The sequence below is a fragment of the Carnobacterium sp. AT7 genome (assembly GCF_000171855.1).
Classification (GTDB): domain Bacteria; phylum Bacillota; class Bacilli; order Lactobacillales; family Carnobacteriaceae; genus Carnobacterium_B; species Carnobacterium_B jeotgali.
On the sequence record NZ_ABHH01000032.1, the window covers coordinates 1 to 26178 of the forward strand.

At 35.4% G+C, this 26178-nt stretch carries 23 protein-coding genes; 7 read left to right on the plus strand and 16 right to left on the minus strand.

The genetic code is table 11. The annotated features are described in order from the left end of the window. Nucleotides 1–238 precede the first annotated feature (238 nt). From CAT7_RS10055 to CAT7_RS10070, 4 genes are all read right to left on the minus strand, one after another. Entirely contained in the window at nucleotides 239–1513 is a 1275-nt protein-coding gene (locus CAT7_RS10055; protein ID WP_035019672.1) for an extracellular solute-binding protein, read from the minus strand. A gap of 158 nt (nucleotides 1514–1671) precedes the next feature. Further along, the gene (locus CAT7_RS10060; protein WP_007725269.1) at nucleotides 1672–3456 is read right to left on the minus strand and encodes a glycoside hydrolase family 13 protein; all 1785 of its coding nucleotides are present in this window, start codon (nucleotides 3454–3456) and stop codon (nucleotides 1672–1674) included. Nucleotides 3457–3512: 56 nt separating this feature from the next. Next, nucleotides 3513–5201 (minus strand): glycoside hydrolase family 13 protein, encoded by a 1689-nt coding sequence (locus CAT7_RS10065; protein ID WP_007725270.1) that lies wholly within the window; start codon nucleotides 5199–5201, stop codon nucleotides 3513–3515. Between the two features lie 98 nt (nucleotides 5202–5299). Continuing rightward, the gene (locus CAT7_RS10070; protein WP_007725271.1) at nucleotides 5300–7033 is read right to left on the minus strand and encodes an alpha-glucosidase; all 1734 of its coding nucleotides are present in this window, start codon (nucleotides 7031–7033) and stop codon (nucleotides 5300–5302) included. Between the two features lie 271 nt (nucleotides 7034–7304). Here CAT7_RS10070 and CAT7_RS10075 point away from each other — a divergent pair, with 271 nt between their 5' ends. Further along, a complete protein-coding gene (locus CAT7_RS10075) occupies nucleotides 7305–8684 on the plus strand; it encodes a D-serine ammonia-lyase (protein WP_007725272.1) in 1380 nt (459 codons plus the stop codon). 202 nt (nucleotides 8685–8886) lie between these two features. Here CAT7_RS10075 and CAT7_RS10080 read toward each other — a convergent pair whose 3' ends face one another. From CAT7_RS10080 to CAT7_RS10090, 3 genes are all read right to left on the minus strand, one after another. Next, nucleotides 8887–9777 (minus strand): diacylglycerol/lipid kinase family protein, encoded by an 891-nt coding sequence (locus tag CAT7_RS10080; protein WP_035019676.1) that lies wholly within the window; start codon nucleotides 9775–9777, stop codon nucleotides 8887–8889. 51 nt (nucleotides 9778–9828) lie between these two features. Beyond that, on the minus strand, nucleotides 9829–10776 hold the full coding sequence (locus CAT7_RS10085) for a LacI family DNA-binding transcriptional regulator (protein WP_007725274.1): 948 nt from the start codon (nucleotides 10774–10776) through the stop codon (nucleotides 9829–9831). 177 nt (nucleotides 10777–10953) lie between these two features. Next, a complete protein-coding gene (locus CAT7_RS10090; protein ID WP_007725276.1) occupies nucleotides 10954–11415 on the minus strand; it encodes a Fur family transcriptional regulator in 462 nt (153 codons plus the stop codon). 234 nt (nucleotides 11416–11649) lie between these two features. Between CAT7_RS10090 and CAT7_RS10095 the strand changes: the two genes are divergently transcribed. Together CAT7_RS10095 and CAT7_RS10100 are read left to right on the plus strand one after the other, a co-directional pair. After that, the gene (locus CAT7_RS10095; protein ID WP_007725278.1) at nucleotides 11650–12942 is read left to right on the plus strand and encodes a glutamate-1-semialdehyde 2,1-aminomutase; all 1293 of its coding nucleotides are present in this window, start codon (nucleotides 11650–11652) and stop codon (nucleotides 12940–12942) included. A gap of 125 nt (nucleotides 12943–13067) precedes the next feature. Further along, nucleotides 13068–14165, plus strand: a complete 1098-nt coding sequence (locus tag CAT7_RS10100; protein WP_007725280.1) for an FUSC family protein — start codon at nucleotides 13068–13070, stop codon at nucleotides 14163–14165. Between the two features lie 91 nt (nucleotides 14166–14256). On the opposite strand, the gene CAT7_RS10105 is transcribed toward CAT7_RS10100, so the two are convergent. The 9 genes from CAT7_RS10105 to CAT7_RS10145 form a co-directional block, all read right to left on the minus strand. Continuing rightward, the gene (locus CAT7_RS10105) at nucleotides 14257–15096 is read right to left on the minus strand and encodes a hypothetical protein (RefSeq protein ID WP_007725282.1); all 840 of its coding nucleotides are present in this window, start codon (nucleotides 15094–15096) and stop codon (nucleotides 14257–14259) included. A gap of 284 nt (nucleotides 15097–15380) precedes the next feature. After that, nucleotides 15381–15914, minus strand: a complete 534-nt coding sequence (ntdP, locus tag CAT7_RS10110; RefSeq protein ID WP_007725284.1) for a nucleoside tri-diphosphate phosphatase — start codon at nucleotides 15912–15914, stop codon at nucleotides 15381–15383. Nucleotides 15915–16170: 256 nt separating this feature from the next. Next, complete coding sequence (gene mutY / locus CAT7_RS10115; protein ID WP_007725285.1) at nucleotides 16171–17379, minus strand: A/G-specific adenine glycosylase; 1209 nt, start codon at nucleotides 17377–17379, stop codon at nucleotides 16171–16173. Then, nucleotides 17379–18230, minus strand: coding sequence for a recombination regulator RecX (gene recX, locus CAT7_RS10120; RefSeq protein WP_007725288.1), 852 nt, complete (start codon nucleotides 18228–18230; stop codon nucleotides 17379–17381). Before recX ends, mutY begins: the two co-directional genes overlap by 1 nt. A 134-nt stretch (nucleotides 18231–18364) precedes the next feature. Next, nucleotides 18365–19309 (minus strand): general stress protein, encoded by a 945-nt coding sequence (locus tag CAT7_RS10125; RefSeq protein WP_007725289.1) that lies wholly within the window; start codon nucleotides 19307–19309, stop codon nucleotides 18365–18367. 165 nt (nucleotides 19310–19474) lie between these two features. Continuing rightward, complete coding sequence (locus CAT7_RS10130) at nucleotides 19475–20344, minus strand: SDR family oxidoreductase (RefSeq protein WP_007725291.1); 870 nt, start codon at nucleotides 20342–20344, stop codon at nucleotides 19475–19477. A 207-nt stretch (nucleotides 20345–20551) separates the two neighbouring features. Continuing rightward, nucleotides 20552–21445: a general stress protein gene (locus CAT7_RS10135; protein ID WP_007725293.1), complete on the minus strand. Its 894-nt coding sequence runs from the start codon at nucleotides 21443–21445 to the stop codon at nucleotides 20552–20554. Nucleotides 21446–21683: 238 nt separating this feature from the next. Beyond that, a complete protein-coding gene (locus tag CAT7_RS10140; protein WP_007725294.1) occupies nucleotides 21684–22439 on the minus strand; it encodes a DUF6088 family protein in 756 nt (251 codons plus the stop codon). Between the two features lie 86 nt (nucleotides 22440–22525). Then, complete coding sequence (locus CAT7_RS10145) at nucleotides 22526–23467, minus strand: competence protein ComK (RefSeq protein ID WP_007725295.1); 942 nt, start codon at nucleotides 23465–23467, stop codon at nucleotides 22526–22528. Nucleotides 23468–23700: 233 nt separating this feature from the next. Between CAT7_RS10145 and CAT7_RS10150 the strand changes: the two genes are divergently transcribed. From CAT7_RS10150 to CAT7_RS10165, 4 genes are all read left to right on the plus strand, one after another. Then, nucleotides 23701–23904, plus strand: coding sequence for a DUF1659 domain-containing protein (locus tag CAT7_RS10150; RefSeq protein WP_007725296.1), 204 nt, complete (start codon nucleotides 23701–23703; stop codon nucleotides 23902–23904). Nucleotides 23905–23958: 54 nt separating this feature from the next. Next, a complete protein-coding gene (locus tag CAT7_RS10155) occupies nucleotides 23959–24183 on the plus strand; it encodes a DUF2922 domain-containing protein (protein ID WP_007725297.1) in 225 nt (74 codons plus the stop codon). Nucleotides 24184–24278: 95 nt separating this feature from the next. Further along, nucleotides 24279–25382 (plus strand): peptidoglycan-binding protein, encoded by a 1104-nt coding sequence (locus CAT7_RS10160; RefSeq protein WP_007725298.1) that lies wholly within the window; start codon nucleotides 24279–24281, stop codon nucleotides 25380–25382. 121 nt (nucleotides 25383–25503) lie between these two features. Then, complete coding sequence (locus CAT7_RS10165) at nucleotides 25504–26172, plus strand: deoxynucleoside kinase (protein ID WP_007725299.1); 669 nt, start codon at nucleotides 25504–25506, stop codon at nucleotides 26170–26172. Nucleotides 26173–26178: the final 6 nt, after the last annotated feature.

Sequence of the window (26178 nt, forward strand, 5' to 3'; positions counted from 1 at the left end):
TGCTTTTTCTGGAGTAAATCTCTCTATAAAAAAGTGCTCTAGCTTTCTTTAGTGTGGATAGATGAATTTAGTTCATGCTTAACATTCTGGAGGAGCAGGATTGCTTGTAAATCAGTAAAGTAGTCAATGCAAATCCGGCTATTCCATAAATTTTTTTAGAAGCATCCACACTATTTGATGAGGGTCTTAAAAAAAGAAGATGAGATTTTTTATCCCATCTTCTTTTTGTTGCTATCTACTAGTCTTGGTATTTTTGTGCAATATTTTCTTCGATAATTTGAACGGCATCATCTGCGGCTTGTTGAGGCGTTTTATTGCCTGAAGCTGCATCAAAAATCAATGTTTCTGCGCCAGTCCATACTTCACTCATTTCAGGTATGTTTGGCATTGGAACGGCAGAATCAAATTGTTCAATGACCGCTTTTGTCAACTCATTTCCTGATTCACTGACAACTGTTCTGGCTTCTTGATTGGCTGGTATTTCTGAAGTTAACTCATACAATGTTTCACTATTTTCTGCATTTGTTACATAATCCAGCCATTCTTGAGCTAGTTCCGGATTTTTTGAATACTTACTAACAGCCCATGCAACTCCACCGGCAAACGGTTTATACTCTTCACCATTTGGGAGTGTTGGTATGGTTGAAACTCCATAATTTACACCTGCATCATCGTAACCGCTCGCACCCCACGGACCATTGATGACAGCTGCCGTTTTTCCAGAGGTAAACAATTCATTCATAAAATTTTCGGAGCTAGTCGCATCTTGCATCCCTTGTGGCCAAATAGTTTGATACCAATCGGTTATATACGCAATTCCTTCAACAGCTTCAGGCGAGTTCAACCCAATATCGGTTGGATCTGTTCCATTTTCTCCAAAGACATATCCGCCATATCCTGAAAGTAGTCCAATATATTGGTATGCTGTCATCCAGTTTGCTAAGAAAGCCGTATTCTTTCCTTTTTCGTTTTCAAAGGCATATTGATCATCTTGAGACAATTTTTCTAAATCTTCAAATGTTTCAGGTGCTTGTTCAATCAAATCTTTATTATAAAATAATACCAATGACTCAATCACAAATGGTGCGCCATATATTTTCCCATCTAACGTAACTTGTTTTTGGTCCAATTCATCATAGCGATCATCATTAGGCAAGGTTATCTCAGCTAAGTGTCCCTGCTGACCTAATACACCTACTCTATCATACGGAGCTATTAGAACATCTGAACCAATTTCGGCTGGTCCATCTAATGGTAAAGCTTCCAGTCCATCAAACATATCCCGCTCTGAAATTTCAATTCTCACATTATGTTCTTCTTCAAAAGCTGGAATGATTTCATCAACATAATCACTATACCGCGGGTCTACATCTATTTTTAAAGTCGTCGATTCCCCTTCTCCACCAGATGAATTTGTTTCTGTTGTCTCTTCGCCACTTCCACAAGCAGCCAATAATACCGTACTGACAGATACCAAACCTAAAAGAATCTTTTTCCACTCTTTCTTCTCCACCATGAATTCCTCCTCCTTTTTAGATAGGTCAATTATCTTACTTCTATTATTTTTTTGCAAACGTTACCATCTAGTTGCAAAAAAAGGAACTGAGAATTGCTCCTCAGCTCCTTTTTTTGGCTCTATACTTTTTAGTGTGGATAGATAAGTCGATTTGATTACTCTACTTTATAAATAGCAAAGCCATTTTGTTTAACTGACAATAATTTATTGTCTAAGAATGCTAAATTCCAAAATAAGACTTCAGGTATTTGATCTAAGCTCAATTCTAAGTCTTCTTCACCTTGATTAAAATAGCAAATAAACTCTTCATCGCCAAATTTCTTTTTGAATCCAATAACTTTTTCATCATCTCTAACATCAAACCACTCTACTTCTCCATAACTTAACAATTCTTGATTAGTTTTTCTGAAGGCAATCAATTCTTTTGTAAATGAAAGCATAGTGCTGTCTTGTTTTTCTTCATCCCAAATCATACATTTGCGGCAGTCAGGATCATTAAAACCATCCATTCCAATCTCTGTCCCGTAATAAATACAAGGTGAGCCATGTTGTGTAAACATAAACGCCAATCCCGCTTTTGCAAGTTGTTTATTATCCTTACTGACAGTCAACAAACGTGCTGTATCATGAGAATCCAGTACATTGAACATCACTTCATTGGTTTGGTTACGGTAAAGCATCAATTGTTCATTTAGCCCAGCAACCATTTTATTTGCTGAGATTGTTTCTTTCATAAAGAAACTTTGAATGGTCTCTGTATAGGCATAATTCATTACCCCATGAAATTCATCGCCTTGCAACCAACTTTGCGAAGAATGCCAAATTTCACCTAAAATATAAAAATCTTCTTTTAATGCTACAGAAGCTTGGTAGAATTTCTTCCAAAAATGATGGTCGACTTCATTGGCAACATCTAAACGCCAAGCATCTATATCAAATTCTTTAATCCAGTAAGTTGTCACATCCAGTAAAAATTCTTGCACTTCGGGGTTGGCTGTATTTAATTTTGGCATGTGGCCGGTAAAAGCAAATGTATCATAACTTAAATCACCAACATTCTCCAATTCTTCCACCGATAAATCAGCTAGTGATTCTACAGGAAATTGATTGATATGGAACCAATCTTTATAGCGAGAATGTTCTTGATTTTCTAACACATCTTGCCATTGCATTGAATCCATTCCTAAATGATTAAACACAGCATCTAGCATGACACGAATTCCACGTTTATGCGCTTCTTGTACAACTTTTTTAAAGAGTTCTTTGTCTCCAAAATCAGGATCAATTTCATAGTAATCAATCGTATCGTATTTATGATTTGATTTAGCTTTAAACAATGGACAGAAGTAAATACCATTGATTCCTAATTCAACTAAATAATCTAAGTGATCCAACACCCCTTGAAGATCGCCACCATAAAAATCATCGCGTCCAGGATGTTTTTTACTTCCCCAAGGCAGTGTTCCCGCTGGATCATTTGTTTTATCTCCATTAGCAAACCGTTCTGGGAAAATTTGATACCAAACCGTTTCTTTTACCCACTCAGGTGTTTTCACTTGGTCAACGTCATGTAAGTAAGGCATTCTAAAGAACGTATTTGCATCTTCTAAGTACTCATCTGTAAAAGGAAAAACGCCACGATCCCCGTAGAGTACTTCAAGACCATCTACTCCTTCAATATGAAAACAGTAAGCAATACGCTTTGTTTTTTCATATGTTTCAATCATCCAATAATCATGAATATCGGTACTCATTGCCAATTTCATTGGTTTATCTTTTTTATACCATTTTTGTGTGCCATGTGAATAAGGATCGCCACTAATCAAATTAACTTTGTTAGCATCTCCTTTTTTTGTTCTTAGACGAATATGAAATTTATCAGTTTTGTATAAATAAGCGTACTCACTATCTGGTCTATGGTAAATTGCAGCTGTTTCCATTAACTATTTCCTCTTTTCTTAACTTAGTTTTATTTCGACTGTTTAACAAATCATTTTTATAATAAAATAACCATTGCACCATAAGGGCTTAACGTCAATTTATCTTCTTGTAGCGTATTTCCTTCATTGCTCAAACGAATTGTGTACGGTTGTTTGATTAACCCAACTAGCGATACGACTTGAGTTTCGTCCGACATATTACAGCACACCAAAACGGTCGTGGAATCCCAGCTGCGTTTATAACAATACGTTTCCAAACTAGTTTCGAGCAGTTGAAAGCCCCCTTCGCTAAATACAGGTTCTTGCTTCAGTTTCAATACCGCTCTATAGTACTGTAGTATACTATTTTCTACCGCTTCTTGATCCGCTACGTTATATTTTTCTTCGCGATTTACTCCGCTCCACGGAACATGGGACGAAAACCCAGCATAGTTTGAGTCATTCCATTGCATAACCCCTCGGCTAACGTCTTTACTTCGAGCATTCAACTGTTCTATGGCAAACTCTTTTGAATGCCCTAAGTCTAAAGCTGTTTGATAAAAAAGATCAGCTCCTGGCAATGAGAAATCTTCAATTGTTTCAATCGTTAAATTTTTCATCCCTAATTCTTCACCATACAATAAAAAAGGGATGCCTTTTTGAAGATACATTAACGTCGCCAACATCTTACTGCTGTTATCACGGTACTGTTCATCATCGCCAAAACGTGAGACGGCTCGTGCCATATCATGATTATTCCAATACAACACCGGTCCGCCAACTGAAGCCAATTCACTTTGCCATTCAACCATCGTTTGTTTGAATTCTTTCAAATCTAATTTACCATGCTGCATATCTAGTGGCAGTCTTTCATCTTTTGACTGTTCGTCTTCTGGGAAGTACCGAAACGTTATGACACTGTCACACACTTCATTGACTGGATCTGTATAAATTTTTGCTAATTCAATACTCGCAGAAGCCGCTTCTCCAACTAAAAAAACCATCGGATGATTTTTACGGATTCGTTGGCTGAACTCTTGCATGTAGTCTGTTACTTTTGGCAAATTAGCATAGTAGTTCTCTGCTAACTCTGTTTCAGCACCGTTTGTTATCTCAACATCTGGAAAGCCTTCTTCTTTGTCGACATGAATAAAAGCATCCAATCTCAATGCATCAATTCCTTTGTCCAACCAAAAATTTGCGCAATCTGCCATTGCCATTCGCACTTCAGGATTTTCCCAATTCAAATCTGGCATTTCTTTTGCGAACAAATGAAAATAAAAGGATTCACCAAGAGGTTCTTTTTCCCAAACAGATCCGCCAAAAAACGATCCCCAATTGTTTGGTACTGACCGTTTGCCTGTTGCCTTCTGCCAGATATAATAATCACGATACAAATTTCCTGGACCTTTCAAGGCTTCTTGAAACCAAGGGTGTTGATCAGACGTATGATTCAACACAAAATCCATCATGACCTTAATGCCACGTTTGTGGGCTTCTTCAATCACTTTTTCCATATCTGCCATTGTCCCAAAGCTATCATCAATTGCATAATAATTAGCAACATCATAACCATTATCAATCTGAGGCGAAACGAAAACGGGATTCAGCCAAATCATGTTCACTCCAATGGATTGAATGTAATCCATTTGTTTAATAATGCCTTTTAAATCACCGATTCCATCATCATTCGTATCTTGAAAACTTTTAGGGTATATTTGATACACCACTGCGTTCTTCCACCATTTATCATGCATGGTATTCATATCACAACACCTCAACTTCGCTAAATTCCAATGCAACTATTAGCTTACAGAATTTAGAAAGCACTTACAATCAGAAATAGATTGTTACCGGTAACAACTTAATTTTCTAGGTGTTCATCTTCTATTGGTATTGTGTCAGCTGGATCATCTTGATACATAAAAACGACTGTTCCATAAGGAGCAAATGTGACAGCATCTTTATCGATTATATTGCCTTCATTTTGCAAAATAATCTGCCAGCCAACGGTTGAAACCCCGTCTTCTTGAACGTGTTCTTCCGCATCTGATAAATTGCAGCAAACAATTGCACGCTGCCCTTCAAAATTCCTTTCATAAACATATAATGTGTCTTTTGTATCATGCAGTTTGAAAGATCCTTTGTTAAAGATAGCCGTTTTTTTTAAAGCGATAACTTTTTTGTAATACGATAAGATACTATTAGGATCGCTTTGCTGATCTGCTACATTATATTTTTCCTCAACATTTACCCCACTCCAAGGTTTGACTGTTGAAAAACCGGCAAATTCAGAACGATCCCATTGCATTGCTCCTCGACTGACATCTCGTCCCGTGTGGTTTAATTCTTTCAGAATGTGTTCTTCCGAATACCCCAATTGTTTAGCTTTTTCGTAAAATGGAATGGCACCAGGTGTATCAAATTGAGTACGATCACTATAATACAAATTACGCATGCCAATTTCTTCTCCATTGAAAATAAAAGGCATACCTTGTTGCAGGTACATCAACGTAGCGAGCATCTTACTACTGTTGTCTCTGTAATGCTCCACATCCCCAAAACGAGAAACGACTCGAGCCATGTCGTGATTATTCCAATATAAAACGGGGCCACCATATGGATCCATTTTTGTCTGCCAGTCGACCATGACTTCTTTAAACGCTTTTTTATTTAATCTACTCGATTGCATATTAAGCGGCAACCGTGGATCTTTCATCGTTTCATCTTCAGGGAAAATTAAAAAGGACACAACCGCATTGCACATATTGCTCTCAGGTTTTGTGTACTCAAACGCCAAATCTACATTTGCTGAAGCTGCTTCTCCTAAGATAAAAATGTCTTCTTTAACTTTGCGTAAATCATTTGATAGATTTTGGACATAATTCTTGATATTAGGCAAAAACGCATTAATTTTTTGAGCTGAAACCAACTCTTGACCATTCTCTATTTCGACTTCATTAAAATCGTCCAACTTATCCATATGAATAAATGCATCTAATCGAAACCCATCGACACCATGATTCAGCCAAAATTTACCAATATCCAGGATAGCTTTTTCAACTTCTGGATTGTCCCAATTTAAATCCGGCATTTCTTTTTTGAACAAATGAAAATAATATTGACCGCCAACTGGTTCTTTTTCCCAGACTGATCCACCGAATACAGCAACCCAGTTATTGGGCAAGTGTCCTCCTTTTTTTGCGTCTTCCCAAATATAAAAATCACGGTACGGGTTGTCTGGTCCTTTTAAGGCTTCTTGGAACCAAACATGTTGATCCGAAGTATGATTTACAACCAAATCAAAAATAACTTTCAACTTACGTTTATGCGCTTCTTCAATCAATTCGACTGCATCACTAACCGTTCCGAAGATAGGATCAATCGTATAATAATCTGACACATCATAACCATTATCTACTTGTGGTGAGGAAAAAATTGGATTGAGCCAAATAGCTGTGACGCCTAATTGCTGAATATAATCTAAGCGAGAAATAATCCCCTTAAGATCTCCAATGCCATCGCCATTCGTATCTTTGAAACTTCTTGGGTAGACTTGATAAAAAATTGCTTCTTTCCACCAAGCTTGTTCTTCCATTACTAATCACCCCAGTCTTTTTTATAAAAAGCTATTTGTAGTCATTGTATGAAAACCAAGAAAAGATTGCTAATTTTTTGATTGTTGCTTTGCTCTTAAATAAAAGTTGTTCAGACACTCCTTATCAAATGGACCATATTTCTAATAACTCCCTTAGAAACTGGATTATTCCTAGATTTATAACGTTAAAAATGGTAATCTTTCATTAATTACAGTCGGCAAAATTAAGGCTGTAAAGAATTTCTTTTCACTAATAGAAAGAGGTAAAATAATGACTAGTACACGTATTGCAGGTAAAACTGTAGATGCTTGGGAAAAAGAACTCCCTCAATTAGCAGAACTGTTTTCATTAAAAGAAATTTTTTGGTCGAATCCAGCTAAATTACCTTTTGTAGAAGCTTCAAATTTAGTTGCCTATACAAAAGACGACATTAACGCTGCTGAAGAACGCTTAAATCGCTTTGCCGCATACTTAAGAATTGATTTTCCAGAAACAGAAGCAGCAAAAGGCATCATTGAATCGCCTATAACATCGATTCCTTCTATGAAAGAGTATCTTGAAACCGTTTATCACTCTTCTATTCCAGGTACTTTTTTATTAAAACGAGATGATTTACTTCCAATTGCAGGAACGATAAAAGCACGAGGTGCCATTTATGAAGTGTTGAAACACGCTGAAACATTAGCCATAGAACACGGATTACTAAAAAGCTACGATGATGATTACGCTCTTTTCGCAAGTGAGACTTTTAAAAAATTCTTTTCAACCTATAAAATTGCTGTAGGAACTACAGGAAATCTTGGTATCAGTGTCGGAACTGTCGGTGCTATGTTAGGCTTTGACGTAACAGTCCATATGTCTGTGGAAGCAAAACAATGGAAAAAAGATTTACTGCGTTTTCGTGGTGTGACAGTTATTGAACATGAATCTGACTTTACAAATGCCGTTAAAAAAGGTCGTCAACAATCCAATTTAGATCCCATGAGTTATTTCGTCGACGATGAACACTCGATTGAGTTATTTTTAGGCTATACCGTTGCAGCTAATCGTCTACAAAAACAATTGGCTCAAGAAAACATTCTAGTAGATAAAGATCATCCATTATTTGTTTATTTGCCTTGCGGGATTGGTGGCTCACCAGGTGGCATTTCTTTTGGATTGAAACAAATTTATGGCGATCATGTGCATTGTTTCTTTGCTGAACCGACCCATGTACCTTCAATGACAGTCGGTTTGATGACTCAAAAATTCGACCAAGTGTCTGTAAAAGATTTTGGTTTAGATGGATTAACCGTCGCTGATGGCCTAGCTGTCCCACGTACATCGAAATTAGTTGCTACTATCATGCAGCATTTTTTTAGTGGATCCTATACTATTGACGATATTGAAACAAAAAGATTATTGAGTGCACTTATTGATAAAGAAAAAATTTATCTAGAACCTGCAGCTTTGGCTGGAGTACCAGGTGCTTTAAGACTGTGTCAATCTGAAGAAGGTAAAAAATATTTAGAAAAACACGGTCTACTAAATAAAATGAATCAAAGTACACATATTGCTTGGGCAACAGGCGGCAGTATGGTTCCAAAAGTAGATATGGATCAATTTTACGAAGCTGGATTGAATGCTCATTTAACAGAAACCGTTCGTTAGAATTGTTTAGTTTCTCTGAATAATAAGGAATAAAAACCCTCCCGAATTAACATTCGAGAGGGTTTTTATTCTTCGTCAAATAGTATGGATACTTCAAAAAATTCTTATGGAATAGACCGATTTGCTTGTAAGAGCCCTATGATAGTTAGAAGATACCTTTATTCCCATTATCTACTACAAGTACAAGGTCATTAAGTAACGATTAAGCGAAAACGGATAACGCATGTGGCAATACGTTTATTTCTAAAGGGAAAGTTTGACCTTTATCGCCGTCAACGGTGCAACTTATTGACTTATCTTTATCTTCTAATAAACGAATTTTTGCTTTTTTGAAAGTACGATATTCCAGTTGATCATTGGTGTACTCTTTATCTTGAAACAATTCTGGTACTAAACTTAATTTTTCTTTAGTCGTTGTTTCTTTTAAAGTGACCATATGAATTAACCCATCATCGATGGCTGCTTCAGGAATAGCCGTGCCTACTCCACCAACAAAATTACTCATAGCAATCAAGAGCATACTGTAATCTGCGCTCCATTTTTCTCCTTCAATCTCTATTTCAAATGTGTAGGTATGTTCATCTCTTAAAGCCTGAATTCCTTTCATCACATAAGCAAACACGCCGAATTTAGTTTTCATATCCACATCTACTTCTTGAACAGATTCTGGTATTGGACCAACTGAAGTTGAACTAATGAAAAAGCGCTCATTAATTTTACCTACATCAATTTGTTTAATCGTTGCTTCTTGCAAAGCTTCGATAGCTTTTATAGGATTCATAGAAATCCCTAATGCTCTAGCAACATTATTAACCGTTCCGAGTGGAATGATTCCTAAAGCGATTTTAGACTCATGCAACAGTAGACCATTAACAGCTTCACTGACAGATCCATCTCCTCCCAATACAAAAACGGCTTTGTACTCATTAGAAGCAGCTTCTTCTGAAAATAAACGAGCATCCCCTGATTTCTTTGTTTTTTTAATGGTTAATTCAGTATAAGTAGTTCCAATCTGTTTTTTCAGCTGTTCAATATAGTCTTCTGATTTTTCTCCACCTGAAGAAGGATTGACAATGATCATAGCTTTAGTCATATTTTCAGCTCTCCCTTTTACCACTTTTTTAATCATCTGTGCCCTTAATTTTTATTTAGTAGTCCCTCTAATGACAAGTTCAGGAATGAATAATATTTCTCCTTGTGAGGCATTTTTTTGTTCAATTTTATTTAATACCATTTTAGCACAAGCTTCACCCATCTTGATAACAGGTTGCTTTACAGTTGTTAATTGTGGAAAAGCGATTTGATCAAGAAAAACGCCATCGTACCCAATGACCCCAAAATCAGATGGAATAGTGCCACCCATATTAACTATCCCTCTTTGTATGCCAATTGCTAAACGATCTGAGCTACAAATAAAAAGGGTATTAGGCTTGATAATTTTCCAGTTTTCTTCAATAAATTCCGCCGCATAACGTGATCGGTTCTCGAATCGATGAATCTCAGGTTCTCGTTTATTCTTTTGTAATGTTGTGATATAGCCACTTTCTCTTGAATATTCAAACGGCTCTTTTACATCAATTCCAATAAAAATGATGTTTTCATAGCCCGCATCAATTCCGTATTGTGTGGCTTTCGCAACACCTTCTTTATTATCTGAATCAACAAAATCATAACCGTGTCGATTTTCACCAAATAAAACGACTGGTTTTGTCGCACCACTGATCCAACCATAATCACTTTCGCGCATGCCACAAATAATGTACCCATCACACGATCCAATATCAAAACTATTCTTGGTCACCAACTGCAAAGAATAGTGACGACTGTCTAATTCTTGCGCAATACCCATCAATAAATTCATATAATAAGGTTCAGTCGTATCCATTTCTTCAAGAATAAATAATTTGATAATTTGCGTGCGATTATTAACTAATGCTTTCGCAGCAACATTTGGACGGTAACTTAATTCTTCCATCGCCCTAAATACCAGTTCTTTCAGCTCATCCGTAACTTGTTCGGGATGATTGATCACCCTTGAGACCGTCATTTTTGATACATTTGCTTTTTTTGCAACATCATTGAGTGTTGACATTAAATGTCCCCCTCCTCTTATTATGTATCTAATTCCTATTCTGTTCAAAACTTATACAGTAAAATCAATAGTATAGATAATCCATTTTTGTGTCAATATTCCTTCATTTCTTCCATCTATTTCAAATAAAAAAGCACCTTTTAAATAAGGTGTCTTTTTATTTGAATGTGTACTTAGCTAGTATTGCTTAGCATTTTCGGATTGCTCTTGTTTAACTTGGCATTCAGGGCAAATTCCATAAATTTCCAAACGATGTCGTCTTATTTTAAAACCGGTTAAGTTAGTTGTTACTTCTCCAATATCTTCTAATCCTGGATAATAGAGATCTTCAATTCGACCACAAACTTCACAAATTGCATGATAATGTTGTGCCGAAGTAAAATCAAATCGACTTGAAGCATCGCCATAGTTCATCTCATCTACAAAACCAACCTTAGTGAATAAACGCAAATTATTATAAACGGTTGCGACACTCATATTTGGAAATCGTTCAGCTAAAGCTTGATAAATTTCATCGGCTGTTGGATGATTATCATTTTCAATTAAATACTCTAAAATACCGTAACGTTGCGGCGTAATACGAATGTGTGCTCGCTTCAATTTATCAATTGACTGAGCTACTAAATGATTTGAAGTCATTTTGTTCCTCCTTTCAAAATCAGTTCATTACCCTTATTTCCATAAATTGATTCTATCTAATTATCATTTGATAGTGATTATTATCTTGTAATAAGTGTTTATTATTTAATAATAACTATTTTTGTCAAAATTTGCAAATAAATATACATCCTCTTACGGCATTGAAAGATTGCACTTATAAGATAAGAGCTTTACAATAGTAATGATTTTACTTTTTAAGGAGGCAATTTATTTATGTTAAACCATAGTCAAAGTGACCGCTTAGCTTTAGAAGCAAATAAAGTCATTGTAGGAGGAGTCAATAGTCCCAGTCGTTCATTTAAAGGAGTTGGTGGTGGAAATCCCGTTACCATGACTCGTGGTGATGGTGCTTATTTATACGATGTTGATGGAAATCGTTACATTGATTACTTAGCTGCTTACGGTCCAATTATAACTGGATTTAATCATCCACATATTGTAAAAGCAATTAAACAGGCTGCAGATACAGGTGTTTTATTTGGCACGCCATCCGAGCATGAAATCACATTTGCCAAGATGTTAACGGATGCTATTCCTTCAATGGATAAAGTACGTTTTACTAATTCAGGAACCGAAGCTGTAATGACGACCGTCCGTGTTGCACGAGCGTATACAGAACGTGAACTGATTGTAAAATTTACTGGTCAATACCATGGTCACTTTGACCTTGTATTAGTTGAAGCAGGAAGTGGCCCAGCTACTTTAGGAACCACTGATTCTGGTGGTATCACAAAAGGGACGTCTAAAGAAGTGATTACTGTACCGTACAATGATGTAGAATCCTATCGAGCAGTAATGAATAAATGGGGCGATCAAGTAGCAGCTGTTTTGGTTGAACCAATTGTCGGAAACTTCGGAATGGTTGCACCAAAACCAGGCTTTTTGGAAGCAGTCAATGAAATCACACATGAACATGGTGCTTTAGTCATCTATGATGAAGTCATTACAAATTTCCGATTCCAGTATGGTGCGGCTCAAGATATGTTAGGTGTAATTCCTGATTTAACAGCTTTTGGAAAATCAATTGGTGGAGGATTACCTATTGGAGCATATGGTGGACCCACACGAATTATGGATACTGTAGCTCCTCTTGGACCCGCTTATCAAGCCGGCACAATGGCTGGAAATCCTCTTTCTATGCAAGCTGGAATTGCCTGTTTAGAAGTTTTACAAGAACCAGGTATTTATGAAAGGATGGCAGATTTTGCTGTTCAGTTAAAAGAAGCTTTATTGGAAGCAGGAGAAAAATACGGTATTCCTACTGTCGTTAACCAAATTGGCGGATCACTGACTGTTTACTTTTCAACTCATCCAATTGAAGATTATGCCGATGCAGAAAATACAGACACTGTACGTTTCGGAAAATTCTTTAAAGCAATGTTAGATGAAGGCATCAATCTAGCTCCAAGTAAATATGAAGCTTGGTTTTTGACTATCATGCACACTCAAGCAGATATTGATGAAACCAAACTAGCGATTGATAAAGCTTTTTCTAATTTAATTTAAAAATTAAAGTCATTTCTAATCTTATTATTTCAATTTTCAAACTATTTACTAAAATTCTTTGCTTAATCACTCTAAGTAGCTTATCATACAACTATACAAACAATAAAACGGAGTGATTTTATTTTATGAAAATAGGAGCACGAACGCTCAAAACAGGAATAGCTGTGGCTCTTTCCTTGGCCATACCAGCATTTTTAAATTTTCCATCTGGCAGTGTTTTAGCCGCAATCTCTGCTATCTTCGCCTTACAACCTTCAGTTAAACGATCAATCAATACGCTTAAAGATCGTATTATTGCTAACTTAATAGGTGCGTTAGTTGCTATTTTTATTACGTTATCTATCGGAAATCATTTTATCGTAGTTGGTCTGGCAGCTTGTCTTTTGATTGCCATTTTAAACCAGTTGAATCTTAGTAATGTGATTGGTTTGGCAACAGTAACGTTGATTGTTATTATGCAGACAAGTGAAGATAACTTTATTCTTTATGCTTCAATTCGAGTTGCAGCTACCATTATGGGTGTCTTTATTGCTTTCTTAGTAAATACTATTTTATTCCCACCAAAATATGAAGAAAAGTTGTATCATGTTACAGATTATTCCACAACTGAAATCATGAAATTTTTACGTGCAAGTGTGCGAAAAAACAGCCAGTATCCTGTTTTGAAAAAAGATTTAAAATGGATCAAATCCGAACTAAACCGTATGGACATTTATTTATCATTATTCAAAGATGAAGGAATGGTCACTAGAAAAAAAGACCGTTTTCAAAAAATGCGTAAAGTAGTGGTGTATAGACAGATCATTGCTACTACAAAAGAAGCCTATAATCTATCTTGTACCTTTCATAAATATGAAAATTCCTTTAATCACTTTCCAAAAGACTTGAGAATCTTAATACGTGAGCGTCTTGAGACGTTACTAACCGCTCATGAACAAATATTATTAAAATTTAATGGACGTGTGTCGCCAGACAGTGTAAATTTTATTGCTTATAAAGCACCACTTAGAAAAGAATTTATGCAATCTTTCTTCGATGAAGCAAGTTTAGAAGAATACATGCATGATGACTACGGTCAAAGTAATGCCGTAATTCATATTATGTCTAGTATTTTAAAATACGAAGAATACCTTGAACATTTAAATACTCTAGTCAGCAGTTACAAAAGAAATGACTGGAACCCTGATACAGAAATCTCAAATATTGAGCACATCGAACAATAAAGAGGACATTAAAAAAACAGTTGAGCAAAATTTGCTCAACTGTTTTTTAGTTTTATTTTTTATAAAAGTGCTACTAATTCTTTATTCTCGCTTAAATACCGCTAGTAGTGTCTACTTTTTTATTAAGAGCTTCTTCAAATAAAGTGCTGTAAATAGCTGTTCCTTCATCATTCAATGATTTGCCATTTTCAGTTAACGTATTTTCCAACTTTTTGCTGTCCATTTCAAGTTTATCTAGGTAACTGTCATGAAGATTGAAACCAATCCACTTGTTCTCTTCAACCGTTGCAACCATTTCTTTTAAATAAGAAGTGTAATCAAGTGTTCTTGAATTATTATTTCCTTTTTCGCTGCTACTAGGATTAGGTGCTACAAAAACAATTAATGCTTCAGGCAAAACATTTTTAATTGCATCGTAATTCATCGTTAAATAATCGCTTGAATCAGCTAAACCAATATCTAGTTTTTGATCAGCATAAGGCGTTAATTGAAAAAAAACCACATCTGGATTTGTTGCTGCTAACTCTTTACCTTTAATTTCACTTATCAATTGATAAGAATTATAATCCGGGTAGGCCAAACGATTAGACTTAATTTTACTGCCAGTTTGTTCATTTATGTACTTTTCTGTTACAGAGATCCACGGCTCTTCTTGGGCTAAATCCCCATAAAAACTAATAGCGACTTCTTCTTTTAACAAACTGAGATAGTTTAAATAATCTAGCACTGAAAGCTCTTTACGACTTTCTTCATAACTAGCAATTTGTTGAGAGGTATCCACTTGAGTTGCTACCTCATCTTTTTGATCTGTTTTTTCCGCTATTGTCACTAACTCTTGTTGCTGTTTTTTTGAGTAATTCATACCAAAAAAGACAACTGCAACAGCTAAAACTACTAGAAGAAAAACAGCAAATCCGCTTTTTTTAGACAACTTGCTCACTCCTTAAGATATCCTATGATTTTTTTGAATAATTTCATTTGTTATTCAATCCTTAATTATTTTACCATACATTCGCTAGAACTCACTACCCTTTTCTTTAAAAGGTTCTTCGTCAAATAGTGTGATCCTTCAGAAATAGTCGTTCATCAACACTAGAAAGGAGGGTTCCCTGTAAAACAGTAAAAAGACTCCAATAAATTGGAACCTTTTTACTGTTTTAGTATTTTTCTATCTTTTGTGGAGAATTAACTTTCATCTTATCCAGTAGAAGGTCATTACTTATGTGATAACTGCTGATAGCGTTTATACCATACGTCAACATAATCTTGTGAAAAAGGGCCTTTTTCTTCATTGATCCAGTCCACTAAAATTTTCACGTTTTCTTTTAAAATATGGTCAATATCATCAGGATAATTCCACTTTTTGCTATGATCTTCATACTCATCTACATCCAATAAGCGTTTTTCGCCATCTGGAAAGACTTTGATATCTAAATCATAATCAATATACTTCAACCCTTCATCATCTAATGCATAAGGCGAAGCAAGATTACAATAGTAAGAAACACCATTATCTCTTATCATTGCAATGATATTGAACCAATAATGCTTATGAAAGTAAACAATCGCTGGTTCTCGAGTTAACCATCTGCGACCATCCGATTCCGTTACAAGAGTGTGATCATTCACTCCTATTAACGATTGATCACTTGTCTTAAGTACCATTGTATCTCTCCAAGTGCGATGCAAACTGCCATCATGTTTATAGCTTTGGATTGTGATGTATTCTCCTTCTTTTGGAATATGCATCCCTAACCCAACTTTCTTTTTCTCACATAGGTATCGCAAGAAATTAGTAAATAATAAACCAGAGAGTGATTGAACACTCGACTCGTATTTATTATATCACAACTCTTAATCTTTATAGTATAAAACCAAATAAATAATGAAATAAAAATGAGAAAACTACAATCTACCATCTATTTTTCAAAAAAAAAACAAACAAACACCCCTTCTTTTCAGTATGTTCTGAAAAAAGAGCTGTTTGATTTTTAAACTTATTATTTTATTTTTTAAATTTAGATAAGTAACTTTGCCACATTTTTGTTTGAGGCCCCGGGAACACATATTGATCAAAGTCATCAGGTTGTACCCAATAACAGTTTTCAGGGATGACCATTGAATCTTCCACTATTAATTGTCCATAATAAACAGCGATGAACCATTTTAAATGACTAAAAATATGCTGAACTTCATCAAATGGAACTTCCATTAAAGTAGGTTTAATCCCGTAGTTGCTTTCTAATTCGGTTGTGATTTTTTTTATGACTTTTTCAGTAAGGTCTTCATCCTCTAAATGAATCAATGTTCCTTTTTCAATACCCGTTTCTGGAATCACTAATTCTTCTTCAATTAACGGAAAAGTCCACATATTTGCCAGCAAGCCATTTACAGGACGCTTTTCTAACAAAAAGGCACCTGTAGCATTTTTAATAATCGTTCCTACATAGTAAACGGGTTTAGCTTTTTTCTTTTTACTTTTCACGGGATACTTATCCCATGTGCCGTTTTGATACGATTGATTAAATTCTTTAATGGGGCTCAACTCTGGATGGTAATTTTTAGGTGTGCAGATGCTTGAACCTAAATCCATAAAAGCTTGATTAAAATCTCCTGGTTTATAGGGATCTATTAGTTCTCGCATAATAGCTTCAAAAATTTTGCGATTACCTGGTTTAGCAATATCGGCATCAATTTCAAACAATCGACTCAACACGCGCATCACATTTCCGTCAACTGCTGGTTCTGGTAATCCAAATGCCATACTAGCAATCGCTCCAGTTGTATAAGGACCAATCCCTTTTAGTTTGGTGATTTCTTTAGGATCACTGGGCATTTCGCCATCATACGTTTCCATGATTTGTTGGGCAGCTGTTTGCAAATTCCGAACTCGTGAATAGTATCCAAGCCCTTCCCAAGCTTTTAGCAAGGTATCTTCATCTGCATGTGCTAAAGCTTCAATCGTTGGGAAAGTTTTCATGAAATTCAAATAGTACGGTATAACCGTATCCACTCTTGTCTGTTGCAACATGATTTCTGAAACCCATATACGATAAGGATCATTGTTTTTCCGCCAAGGTAAATCTCTTTTTTCTAAATCGTACCAGCTAAGAAGCGTTTCTCTGAATCGTTCAATTTTTTCTTGTGGCCACATCGGTATATCAAAAATCAGTTTTTGTTTTTTTTCAACTAAATTGATTTCAGTTTGTGTCATTAATCTTCGTCTTCCATTTCTTTTTCATTAATATATTGTGTAATCAAATCACCAGCAAACCCTTTTTGGAACAAACCACTTTTAACTTTTTGACTTTTTTTAGCTCCAGTTAATTTAGTTTGTTTGCGCCAAATTTTGTCTCCTTGTGTTTTTAAAGCTTCATATTCATCGTCATCTTCTTTTACTGAATCTATCTGTTCCAAAACTTGAGTAATTACATCAGATTGAAATCCTTTTTGCATCAAATTTTGACGAATTTTATTACTCGTTTCTCTCGAAGAATGTTGCGAAGAACGACGCATAACTTTTTCTGCTAATGCAACACCATTTTCTACCATTTGATCAAACGGGTACTGCTCCATTGCTTCTTCAATGGTCTCTTCATTAACTCCACGTTTTTTCAATTCTCTTTTTATCACGTAAGGCCCCTTTCCGCTAACATTTGCAGCGGTTCTTGTATAACTTTCAGCATACATCAAATCATTTAAGTAGCCTTGTTCTTTTAATTGTTCAATCACCTGATCAGCTGTCTCACCCGTAAACTCATGGGCAATTAAATCATCTTTAATCTCTTTTATTGAGCGCAAAGAATAGTTCAAATAAACTAATGCTCTCGTATATGCTTTACGGTAGCCATCTTCGATTTCTAGTTGCTGACGGAAGCTCTTTGAAATTTCCATACCCTTATGCAAAATATGTTTAATTAAAATAGCTTCATCAACAGGAAAAGCATATTCTTCATCTAAATAAATATTGTAACGCCCTTTTCTTTTTTGCGCTTCAATTTTTGTGATTTTAGGCAATGCTGATGGTGAAGTATTTTGTTTTTCACTATCTAATTTATATATCATAGCCTCACACTCCTACTTCAGTTCTACTATTATAGCATAAACCATTAACAAACACATGTTCGAAAGTTTAAATTTAATCATTTGCAAAGAAAACGACACTGACCTAAGTCAGAGTCGTTTTGACTACTATTTATTTATTTATTTGGAAAATCTCTTTTTGGATCATTTCTTGGCTGACCAGATAAGGTGCTGCCGTCAAAATGAGGCAGATCTAACTCTTCTTGGTTTTGTGAACTAAGTCCAGAAGGTTCATCATTTGGTACTGAACCTGTTGGTGGCGTTCCCTGTAATGGATTGTCATTAGGATTGTATTCTTGATGATTTAATGAGTCAACTGATGGAGTTACCACGTCTCTAGTATCATCTCTTCGATCTTGCTCTTTGCTAAAAGGACCATTCGATAAATCATCCTCTTGATTGTCTTGCAATCTAGGATTCTCTTCATTCCAAATTGAATCAATCATTAAATCATCTTCTTCAATCGTTTCAGGAACAGTCGTTTCTGTTAAACCGGGTTGTACTGTTGTATTATCAGCTGGACCTTTTTCAGCTGTAAAATTAGTTTCTAATGGTACTTCTGCATTATTCAAACGATCATCGCCATCATTTGCTAAAATATCATCATCTGTTGGTTGAGAAGCATTTCTTACTACACGCACTCCTTCACCAGCTTGTCCCACGATAAGATTTGATGATTCTGTTGATTCCTGAGTCTCTTGATTGCTTGGATTTAATCCGGTAGTTTCATCTGAAAGGACGATATATTCTCCTGCTTTTAAGGAATCAGCATAGTGAGCTGCAGTCGCCGAATCAACGCCAAATTTTTCTAATTGAGCATTATCGTCTGCATCTGTATCAGTAAACAGATCTTTTAGTTTGTCCCAAGTAGATTTTTCATCCTCTTGTTCAGTTAAAACTTTACTAACTTCTACACCTGATTGTTCTTTAATTGCTGAAGAATCTTGTTTAGTTGTCACAATTTTTATGCTGTCTCTAGAATGACCTTCCGCTAATAATTGTTCTACACATGCTGATGTTTCTTGTACATTTGAAAATGAACCAACAACTACTTTACTCATACTTAACACTCCCTTTTAAGATTATCGACTTTACTTAACGATTTGTTCCTTCTTTTCTTTATAAACTCACCTTAACAAATGAAGAATAAGTTATCAAAATAGACGACTTGAATTGAACGTTAAAGCTCATTTAGTTGCACTTTAATAAAAGTTAAGAATCACTCATCAACCATTTATGACGACTCCGCCATTAACGTGTAAAACTTGACCAGAAACATAACTAGAATCGGTACTTGCTAAATAGACATAGGTTGGTGCCAACTCAAAAGCTTGCCCAGCACGATCAATTGCTCCACCTTTTCCCCAGTCTTTCAATTGTTCTTCAGTAAAAGTAGCAGGAATCAATGGAGTCCATATTGGACCTGGCGCTACACCGTTAACACGGATTTCCTTCTCAATCACTTCGTCATTTTGAGAAAGCGATCTAGTAAAGGAAGTAATGGCCCCTTTAGTAGCCGAATAATCTAGCAAATGTTCACTGCCGCGGTAAGCAGTAATTGACGTTGTGTTGATAATTGACGCTCCTTTTGACAAATGAGGCATTGCAGCTTTCACAAAGTAAAATTGACTAAAGATATTGGTTCTAAATGTACGCTCTAATTGTTCTGCCGTGATATCACCAATTTTTTCTTGAACATGTTGCTCACCAGCATTATTGACCAGAATATCTAAATGACCCCATTCTTTCATAACTTTAGCAGTAACTTCTTGGGCATATGATTCTTGACCTACATCACCTTTGAATATTAAAGCTTTGCGCCCGATCTTTTCAATTCGATTTTTCGTGTAGTTCGCATCGTCATCAGATTCCAAATAGCCGATAGCTACATCTGCTCCTTCTTTTGCAAAAGCAATCGCTACCGCTTGACCAATACCACTGTCTCCACCCGTAATAATAGCGGTTTTCCCTTCCAGTTTTCCAGCAGCCTTATAATTAGGATCTTCTGTTTGCGGTTCAGGGTTAACATTTTTACTTTCGTCATCTATCAAATAATTAGCTTTAGGTTTTTGTGTTTCTTTTTCATTAATTGTCATTGTTATTCCCTCCTCGGTTTCTTTTCACAACTAGCATATCAACTTCAGAAAACGAATTCAAATAAGAGGACTTCTTTGACTAAAATAATTTTCTAGCGATTTGGCTAATTTTTTTTGTTCAGGTAACTCGCTATAAATTACCTCTACGACAGTTCTGATACGCATAAAAAAAGGGCGATAAAAAACTCACCCTTTTTGCTTAACTATTTAGTTCGTTTTATCATCTTTTTTTATCGATTTCCCACCAGCATTTTCAAATTCATCGCTATAATAAGCATCACTTTCTGGTTGTTTAACCTGTTGGTCTGGTTTTGCTTCTTCCAATTTTCCAGCTCCGTTTACATGAACAGAATTAGCAGCAGAATCACCTCCATCTACTACACCTTTACTAATATTACTAGGATAAACATGGTCTTCATTTTCAGCCACTACAGTAGACTCGTCTCCAGTTAACTGGGGAACTTTGTCAAATGAAGAATCTTTTACATCTTTCGTTTCTGCGATTGGACTGCTTGATTCCTCTTTAGTAAAAGATGATACTTGTTTGTCAGGAGCTGTAACCGGATTGCCAGCAATATCTTCTCTGGAAGATTGAGCTTTAGTCGGATCAAATTGTTCTCCATCACCAGGAGTTGCTTCCATTTCTTCTTTTGTAGATGTTTCAGAAGGAGTAGAGGCTACATTTCCATTATTACTAGTGTCTGTTACATTCAATACTGCTTCATTTACTTGTGATAAATGATTTAAATTAGACGGTCCCGCGCTATTGACCAGTATCACGATTTCGTCATTTTCTAAAGCTTCTGTAAAATGGTCACCAGAACCTTCTTCAACACCATAATCTTCTAAAGGATTAGACGGCTCATCAGAATTGTATCGGCCAAAACTAAAAGATTGTTTTAACTTTTCCCATAACGATAACCCTTCACCCGGATTTACTGCATCCACTTCAACCAAGGTTAGATCTTCTAACTGACTTTCTGTCTTTTCATTTGTTACGATAATGATTTCATCAGCCAAATAGCCTTCGTTGATTAATCGTTCTACTGCACTGACTGTTTCTTCTTTTGACATATATGTTCCTTCAACTCTTCTATCCATTAAAAATCACGCTCCATTTCATATTAGTAATACTGAAATCTTTACTATAATGATGCACTGTTTTCATTTATAAAAGCTGTTTCAGACATCCTTAATTTATCTTTATGATAGCAAAATTCCACATTACTAGCAAAGAAGAAGCCTTTGTTTGTAGTATAAACTGTAACTAATTTAGTTAAGCATAAAAAAAGCCAGTAGGATTCTACCGACTTTTTATCTCTATAGCCTAACTGGTGGTTTACTCATTTTCATAAGAATCGCTTCTATTCGTTTTATTGACTTCATTTTGCTTTTTAGAACCTATTGTAATAATGATTTCGTCTTTTTGTTCTTCCAGATAGACCTTGTTTTTAATAAATTCAGCAGCTCTAAGAACAACTTTTTGACTGTAAAAATCAACTGCAAATGCTATAAGCTTAGCTGCTTCTAAATGGTGATTATTCATGTAATGAGTCAGTGCATAATTGTATTGCAGTGTATCTCCTTTTATCAAGTCATTTTTTATTAGATCTAATATTTGCAGATACCGATAATTTTTATTGGTTACTATTGTTGGAGGACTCATCAGCTTAAAGTTTACATCAGTTGTTTCAATGTTTCCCTTCCTTTTTTCATTTGTTGCAACAATGATTTCGCTTGGATTATTGCTGATTAATCCAAGCTTATACAAGTAAGTTTCCCCCGTCAAATATCCAAAGACGTTTCCTCTTTTATCTTTTATATACGTTCTTTCAATCAACTCAGTACTATCAATACCCGATTCATCTGCTTGCTCTATTTCATCCCTGTAATAGACACCCGTTCCAAAACGCTTTAAACACTTATCTTCTTTCATTATTCTCATTAATATTACATTCACATTTTTTCGTACTTGATGACTCTCTTTATCCTCGTCAGTATATTTCTCTATGTAATGCATAATATCAGAAATAAAAATTGGACTACCTATTTTTTGACTCAAAATATATGTTTGGACAAGCTTTGTTAAATTCATAAAGACCTCCTTATTTAGTTGTTCAATCGAAAAAACAGACTTTTCATTCTATAAAATTAAGCGGTAATCTGCAAGAAAAGCAGTCATTAGTCGTTTGCTTCATTCATAAATGTAAGTAATATATCATTTAGATTAGGATGGTCATCTCCTAAAAGAACTGTTAAAGACTGCTTTCTTATGGCTATTTTAAGTTCATTGCACATGTTCTGAATAAAAAACACGTATCGTTCTAAGGTTAAATGATCTATCTGATTAGGAATTAAGATTCCTTTGAAATGGGACTCTTCAAGATGATTTCTATATTGGACAGTTTGCAGATTATAGTGAGTGAGCAACATTTCTTTTGCAAATAGCTGCTGACAGAAACTTAGCACCGCTCCTTTTTCTACTTGTTTCAAAAAACGCCTTTGTTCAGTCACTACACTATTTATTGACTGGTTTTTAAAGTGTAAACGAACCTTGTTTGATTGCTCAATCAACTCATACTGACTAACATGATGGAGAGCAAACCAACTACTAGTCCCTTTCAGTGAACTTTTTTCAGGTATAAAAACTAATTCACCTAGAACATAAGGAATTTTGTAATAAAAACCTAACAGTTGACTTGACGACCGTATTTTTTCATAGGGAATTCCTTTATGATCTATGAAACGCTTCATTAAGTCTTTTGACGTTTCTTTCGTTTTAAGCGGATATAAATTGGACTGAAAAACGATCGTATTGAACGGCGTTGAAGAATGGTGACTAATATCCATCACATAAAAGGTCTGGTAATTGAGTAAAATCTGATTTTGTTCGATACTTCTTTTCAACCACTCGTCTATTGTATAGGTTGTGGAACTTATTTTATCAGCTGTGCTTGTCACACTTGTATGAATGTATTCTTCTTCATCATAACACTCTTCTTGCAAATGATTCTCTTTTTGATAGTTTAATTCTTCTAAAAAAATACATAATATACTTTCTAATTCACAATCCAATTTCATTTTGTTGAAAAGGGGTTTATTTTGACTAAAAGAATCTTTCAATCTGGTATCCTCATTTCCCTCAACCTATTACATATATATAACAATTGTAATCGTTATCAAGTGAAATAGCACGAAAAATTTAATTTATCTGTAGGAATTTTATAAGCTTGTGTTTTATTTCGCATTCTTCGACACAATAGGTAACACTATTTTTATTCTAGCCGTTATTAGAAGTGTAAGATGTCATGACAAATAGCTTACACAGCAACTTATCTCAAGAGGAGGAAGCAATTATGCAAAAAGAATGGACAAAAGGAGCAATCGAAGTACATTTTGAGGATGCAGCAAATGAGAAAGTATTATCACGCAGCTATTCAAACACAATCAAAAATGTCACACCGGAACAAGTTGAAGGGTTTACTGCTGCTTTAGAAGCTTTGACTAGTTTCCCATATTTAGAAACCGTCATGGTTGAAGAATATACGTATACCCGCTAAACGGTAACAAACTTTATATTCAATTAGTTTACCCACAAAAGGAGGAAGTAAGACATGGCAAAATCACTTGAATTAAGATTTGGGACAAGCTTAGGAAAAACTAAAGCAATGAGCGTAAAAGATCCTATTCTCAACCTAACAAAAGAACAGGCCCTACAAGCAATGAACTCTATTATCTCATTAAATATGTTTCAAATTGAAGGTACAAACCCTTATGCTACTACGGTTGGAGCACGCTACGTTGAACGGGTCGTAAATGATATTTTCGAAGTAGAATAAAACGTGTCAAAAATCGGTTAGACTAACTATTCAGATATGCAAGTGAGATGAGACCTTTTGTCTCATCTCACTTTTTTTTCAAAGGAGGAATTCAAATGACGTATACGATCGAACAACAACTTTTACCCATCACTCAAAAAAAGCTAATCAGCAGCAGCTTGATTATTGCTCATGAATCAGGGAATGCCAAAAATAGTGGTCCATTAGCTTTAGAAAATGAGATTGCTTTTATGAAACAACAGGCTCAGTCTAACGGTGCTTTCACGAGTCATTGGGTTGGCGGCGGTGGCAGAATCATTCAAATTGCTGAAACAGGGAAAGTACAGTTTGGTGCGGGAAAATATGCAAATCCTCATGCCTATGCACAAGTAGAACTGGCTCGAACATCAAATTCGGACTGGTTTAAAAAAGATTATCAAGCTTATATATGGCTCTTGCGAAACCTTGCAACTGAATCAAGTATCCCAATAACTTTAGATTCTGGTACTACTATTGCTTCTAAAGGTATTAAAACGCATCATTGGGTCTCTAGCAATTTAGGCGGAACAACTCATAAAGATCCCGCTGCCTACCTTTTACAGCACTCTATTACGCTTGAACAATTTGCTAAAGATTTGACTACGACTAGTCAAACTGTTCTTATACCTATTCTTTCACCATCTAAACCAAATCATTTATATCATCTTGTTTTAAAAAAGGATTCTTTATGGAGCATTGCTAAAAAATACCATACAACGCTTACCTGGCTGAAAAAAATAAACAACATATCTTCTGAAACCCTATCGATTGGTCAAACGTTACTTATATCCATTGACCAACAACCATCCCTTACCTTCTCACAAACTGAGGCAATCAAAATGGTTCAAAAAATGTTGGGCATTAAACAAGACGGCTTATTTGGATCACTAACAAAGCAAGGCTTAATAAAATTGATCCAAAAAACGGTTGGTTCTGCTATAGACGGCTATTGGGGACCTAAAACTGCTGCAAACATGAGAACCTTAAAAAGTGGTTCAACCGGTTGGGATGTTTACGCAATCCAAGCCTTCTTATTAGGCAATAACTTTCAAATTGTTGGGATGCCAGATAACACTTTTGGGCCAAACACAGTACGTGCAGTAAAAGAATTCCAAATCGTTTCTGGCCTTCAATCTGACGGGATTGTTGGCCCAAAAACGTGTCAAAAATTAGTTGTCTAACGTAGTTTATTTCGCCTATGTTTCAAAATTCACCGAACGAATACCCCAAAATATGGTATACTAGAACTCGCAAAAGAATGTAGAAGAAGACATCGGTCTTTGATAGGAGTGTGGCCGTTATATGAGGGGAGAAAATAAAGCTGTGATTGTTTTAGCTGGTATGATTGGTGCTGGTAAGAGCACCTACACAAAATTTATTTCAGAAGCATTAGGAAGTGAAGCTTTCTATGAAAGTGTGGATGATAATCGTATTTTAGAAAAATTTTATGAAAATCCTGAGCGCTGGGCTTTTTCATTGCAAATTTATTTTTTAAATACGCGTTTTAGAAGCATCAAAGAGGCTTTTAAGCACGAAAACAATGTATTAGATCGCTCTATTTATGAAGATGCTTTATTTACTCGTATTAATTACGAAGAAGGCAATATGAGTGATGCTGAGATGGATACTTACTTGGATTTATTAGACAACATGATGGAAGAACTTGATAACATGCCTAAAAAATCTCCAGATCTTTTAATTTACTTACGCGGATCTTTAGATACTGTTTTGAGCAGAATTGAAAAACGTGGTCGTACCTTTGAACAAGTTGAAGGAAATGATGGTTTATTAGACTATTATACTCATCTTCACAGTCAATATGATGATTGGTTTAGCGATTACGATAAAAGTGCCACTCTAGTCATCGATATCAATCAGTATGACTTAGAAAAAGTAACAGATGCTGAAAAAGTACTCTCTATGGTAAACGAAAAATTAGCAACCGTAAGAAACGAAGCCCGTGTTGGGTAGAAAAAA

Bases quoted from the DNA above. Each gene is read 5' to 3' on its own strand.
- CAT7_RS10060 (WP_007725269.1), bottom strand. From the start codon at position 3,456: ATGGAAACAGCTGCAATTTACCATAGACCAGATAGTGAGTACGCTTAT.
- CAT7_RS10065 (WP_007725270.1), bottom strand. From the start codon at position 5,201: ATGAATACCATGCATGATAAATGGTGGAAGAACGCAGTGGTGTATCAA.
- CAT7_RS10070 (WP_007725271.1), bottom strand. From the start codon at position 7,033: ATGGAAGAACAAGCTTGGTGGAAAGAAGCAATTTTTTATCAAGTCTAC.
- CAT7_RS10075 (WP_007725272.1), top strand. From the start codon at position 7,305: ATGACTAGTACACGTATTGCAGGTAAAACTGTAGATGCTTGGGAAAAA.
- CAT7_RS10080 (WP_035019676.1), bottom strand. From the start codon at position 9,777: ATGACTAAAGCTATGATCATTGTCAATCCTTCTTCAGGTGGAGAAAAA.
- CAT7_RS10085 (WP_007725274.1), bottom strand. From the start codon at position 10,776: ATGTCAACACTCAATGATGTTGCAAAAAAAGCAAATGTATCAAAAATG.
- CAT7_RS10090 (WP_007725276.1), bottom strand. From the start codon at position 11,415: ATGACTTCAAATCATTTAGTAGCTCAGTCAATTGATAAATTGAAGCGA.
- CAT7_RS10095 (WP_007725278.1), top strand. From the start codon at position 11,650: ATGTTAAACCATAGTCAAAGTGACCGCTTAGCTTTAGAAGCAAATAAA.
- CAT7_RS10100 (WP_007725280.1), top strand. From the start codon at position 13,068: ATGAAAATAGGAGCACGAACGCTCAAAACAGGAATAGCTGTGGCTCTT.
- ntdP (WP_007725284.1), bottom strand. From the start codon at position 15,914: ATGCATATTCCAAAAGAAGGAGAATACATCACAATCCAAAGCTATAAA.
- mutY (WP_007725285.1), bottom strand. From the start codon at position 17,379: ATGACACAAACTGAAATCAATTTAGTTGAAAAAAAACAAAAACTGATT.
- recX (WP_007725288.1), bottom strand. From the start codon at position 18,230: ATGATATATAAATTAGATAGTGAAAAACAAAATACTTCACCATCAGCA.
- CAT7_RS10125 (WP_007725289.1), bottom strand. From the start codon at position 19,309: ATGAGTAAAGTAGTTGTTGGTTCATTTTCAAATGTACAAGAAACATCA.
- CAT7_RS10130 (WP_007725291.1), bottom strand. From the start codon at position 20,344: ATGACAATTAATGAAAAAGAAACACAAAAACCTAAAGCTAATTATTTG.
- CAT7_RS10135 (WP_007725293.1), bottom strand. From the start codon at position 21,445: ATGGATAGAAGAGTTGAAGGAACATATATGTCAAAAGAAGAAACAGTC.
- CAT7_RS10140 (WP_007725294.1), bottom strand. From the start codon at position 22,439: ATGAATTTAACAAAGCTTGTCCAAACATATATTTTGAGTCAAAAAATA.
- CAT7_RS10150 (WP_007725296.1), top strand. From the start codon at position 23,701: ATGCAAAAAGAATGGACAAAAGGAGCAATCGAAGTACATTTTGAGGAT.
- CAT7_RS10155 (WP_007725297.1), top strand. From the start codon at position 23,959: ATGGCAAAATCACTTGAATTAAGATTTGGGACAAGCTTAGGAAAAACT.
- CAT7_RS10160 (WP_007725298.1), top strand. From the start codon at position 24,279: ATGACGTATACGATCGAACAACAACTTTTACCCATCACTCAAAAAAAG.
- CAT7_RS10165 (WP_007725299.1), top strand. From the start codon at position 25,504: ATGAGGGGAGAAAATAAAGCTGTGATTGTTTTAGCTGGTATGATTGGT.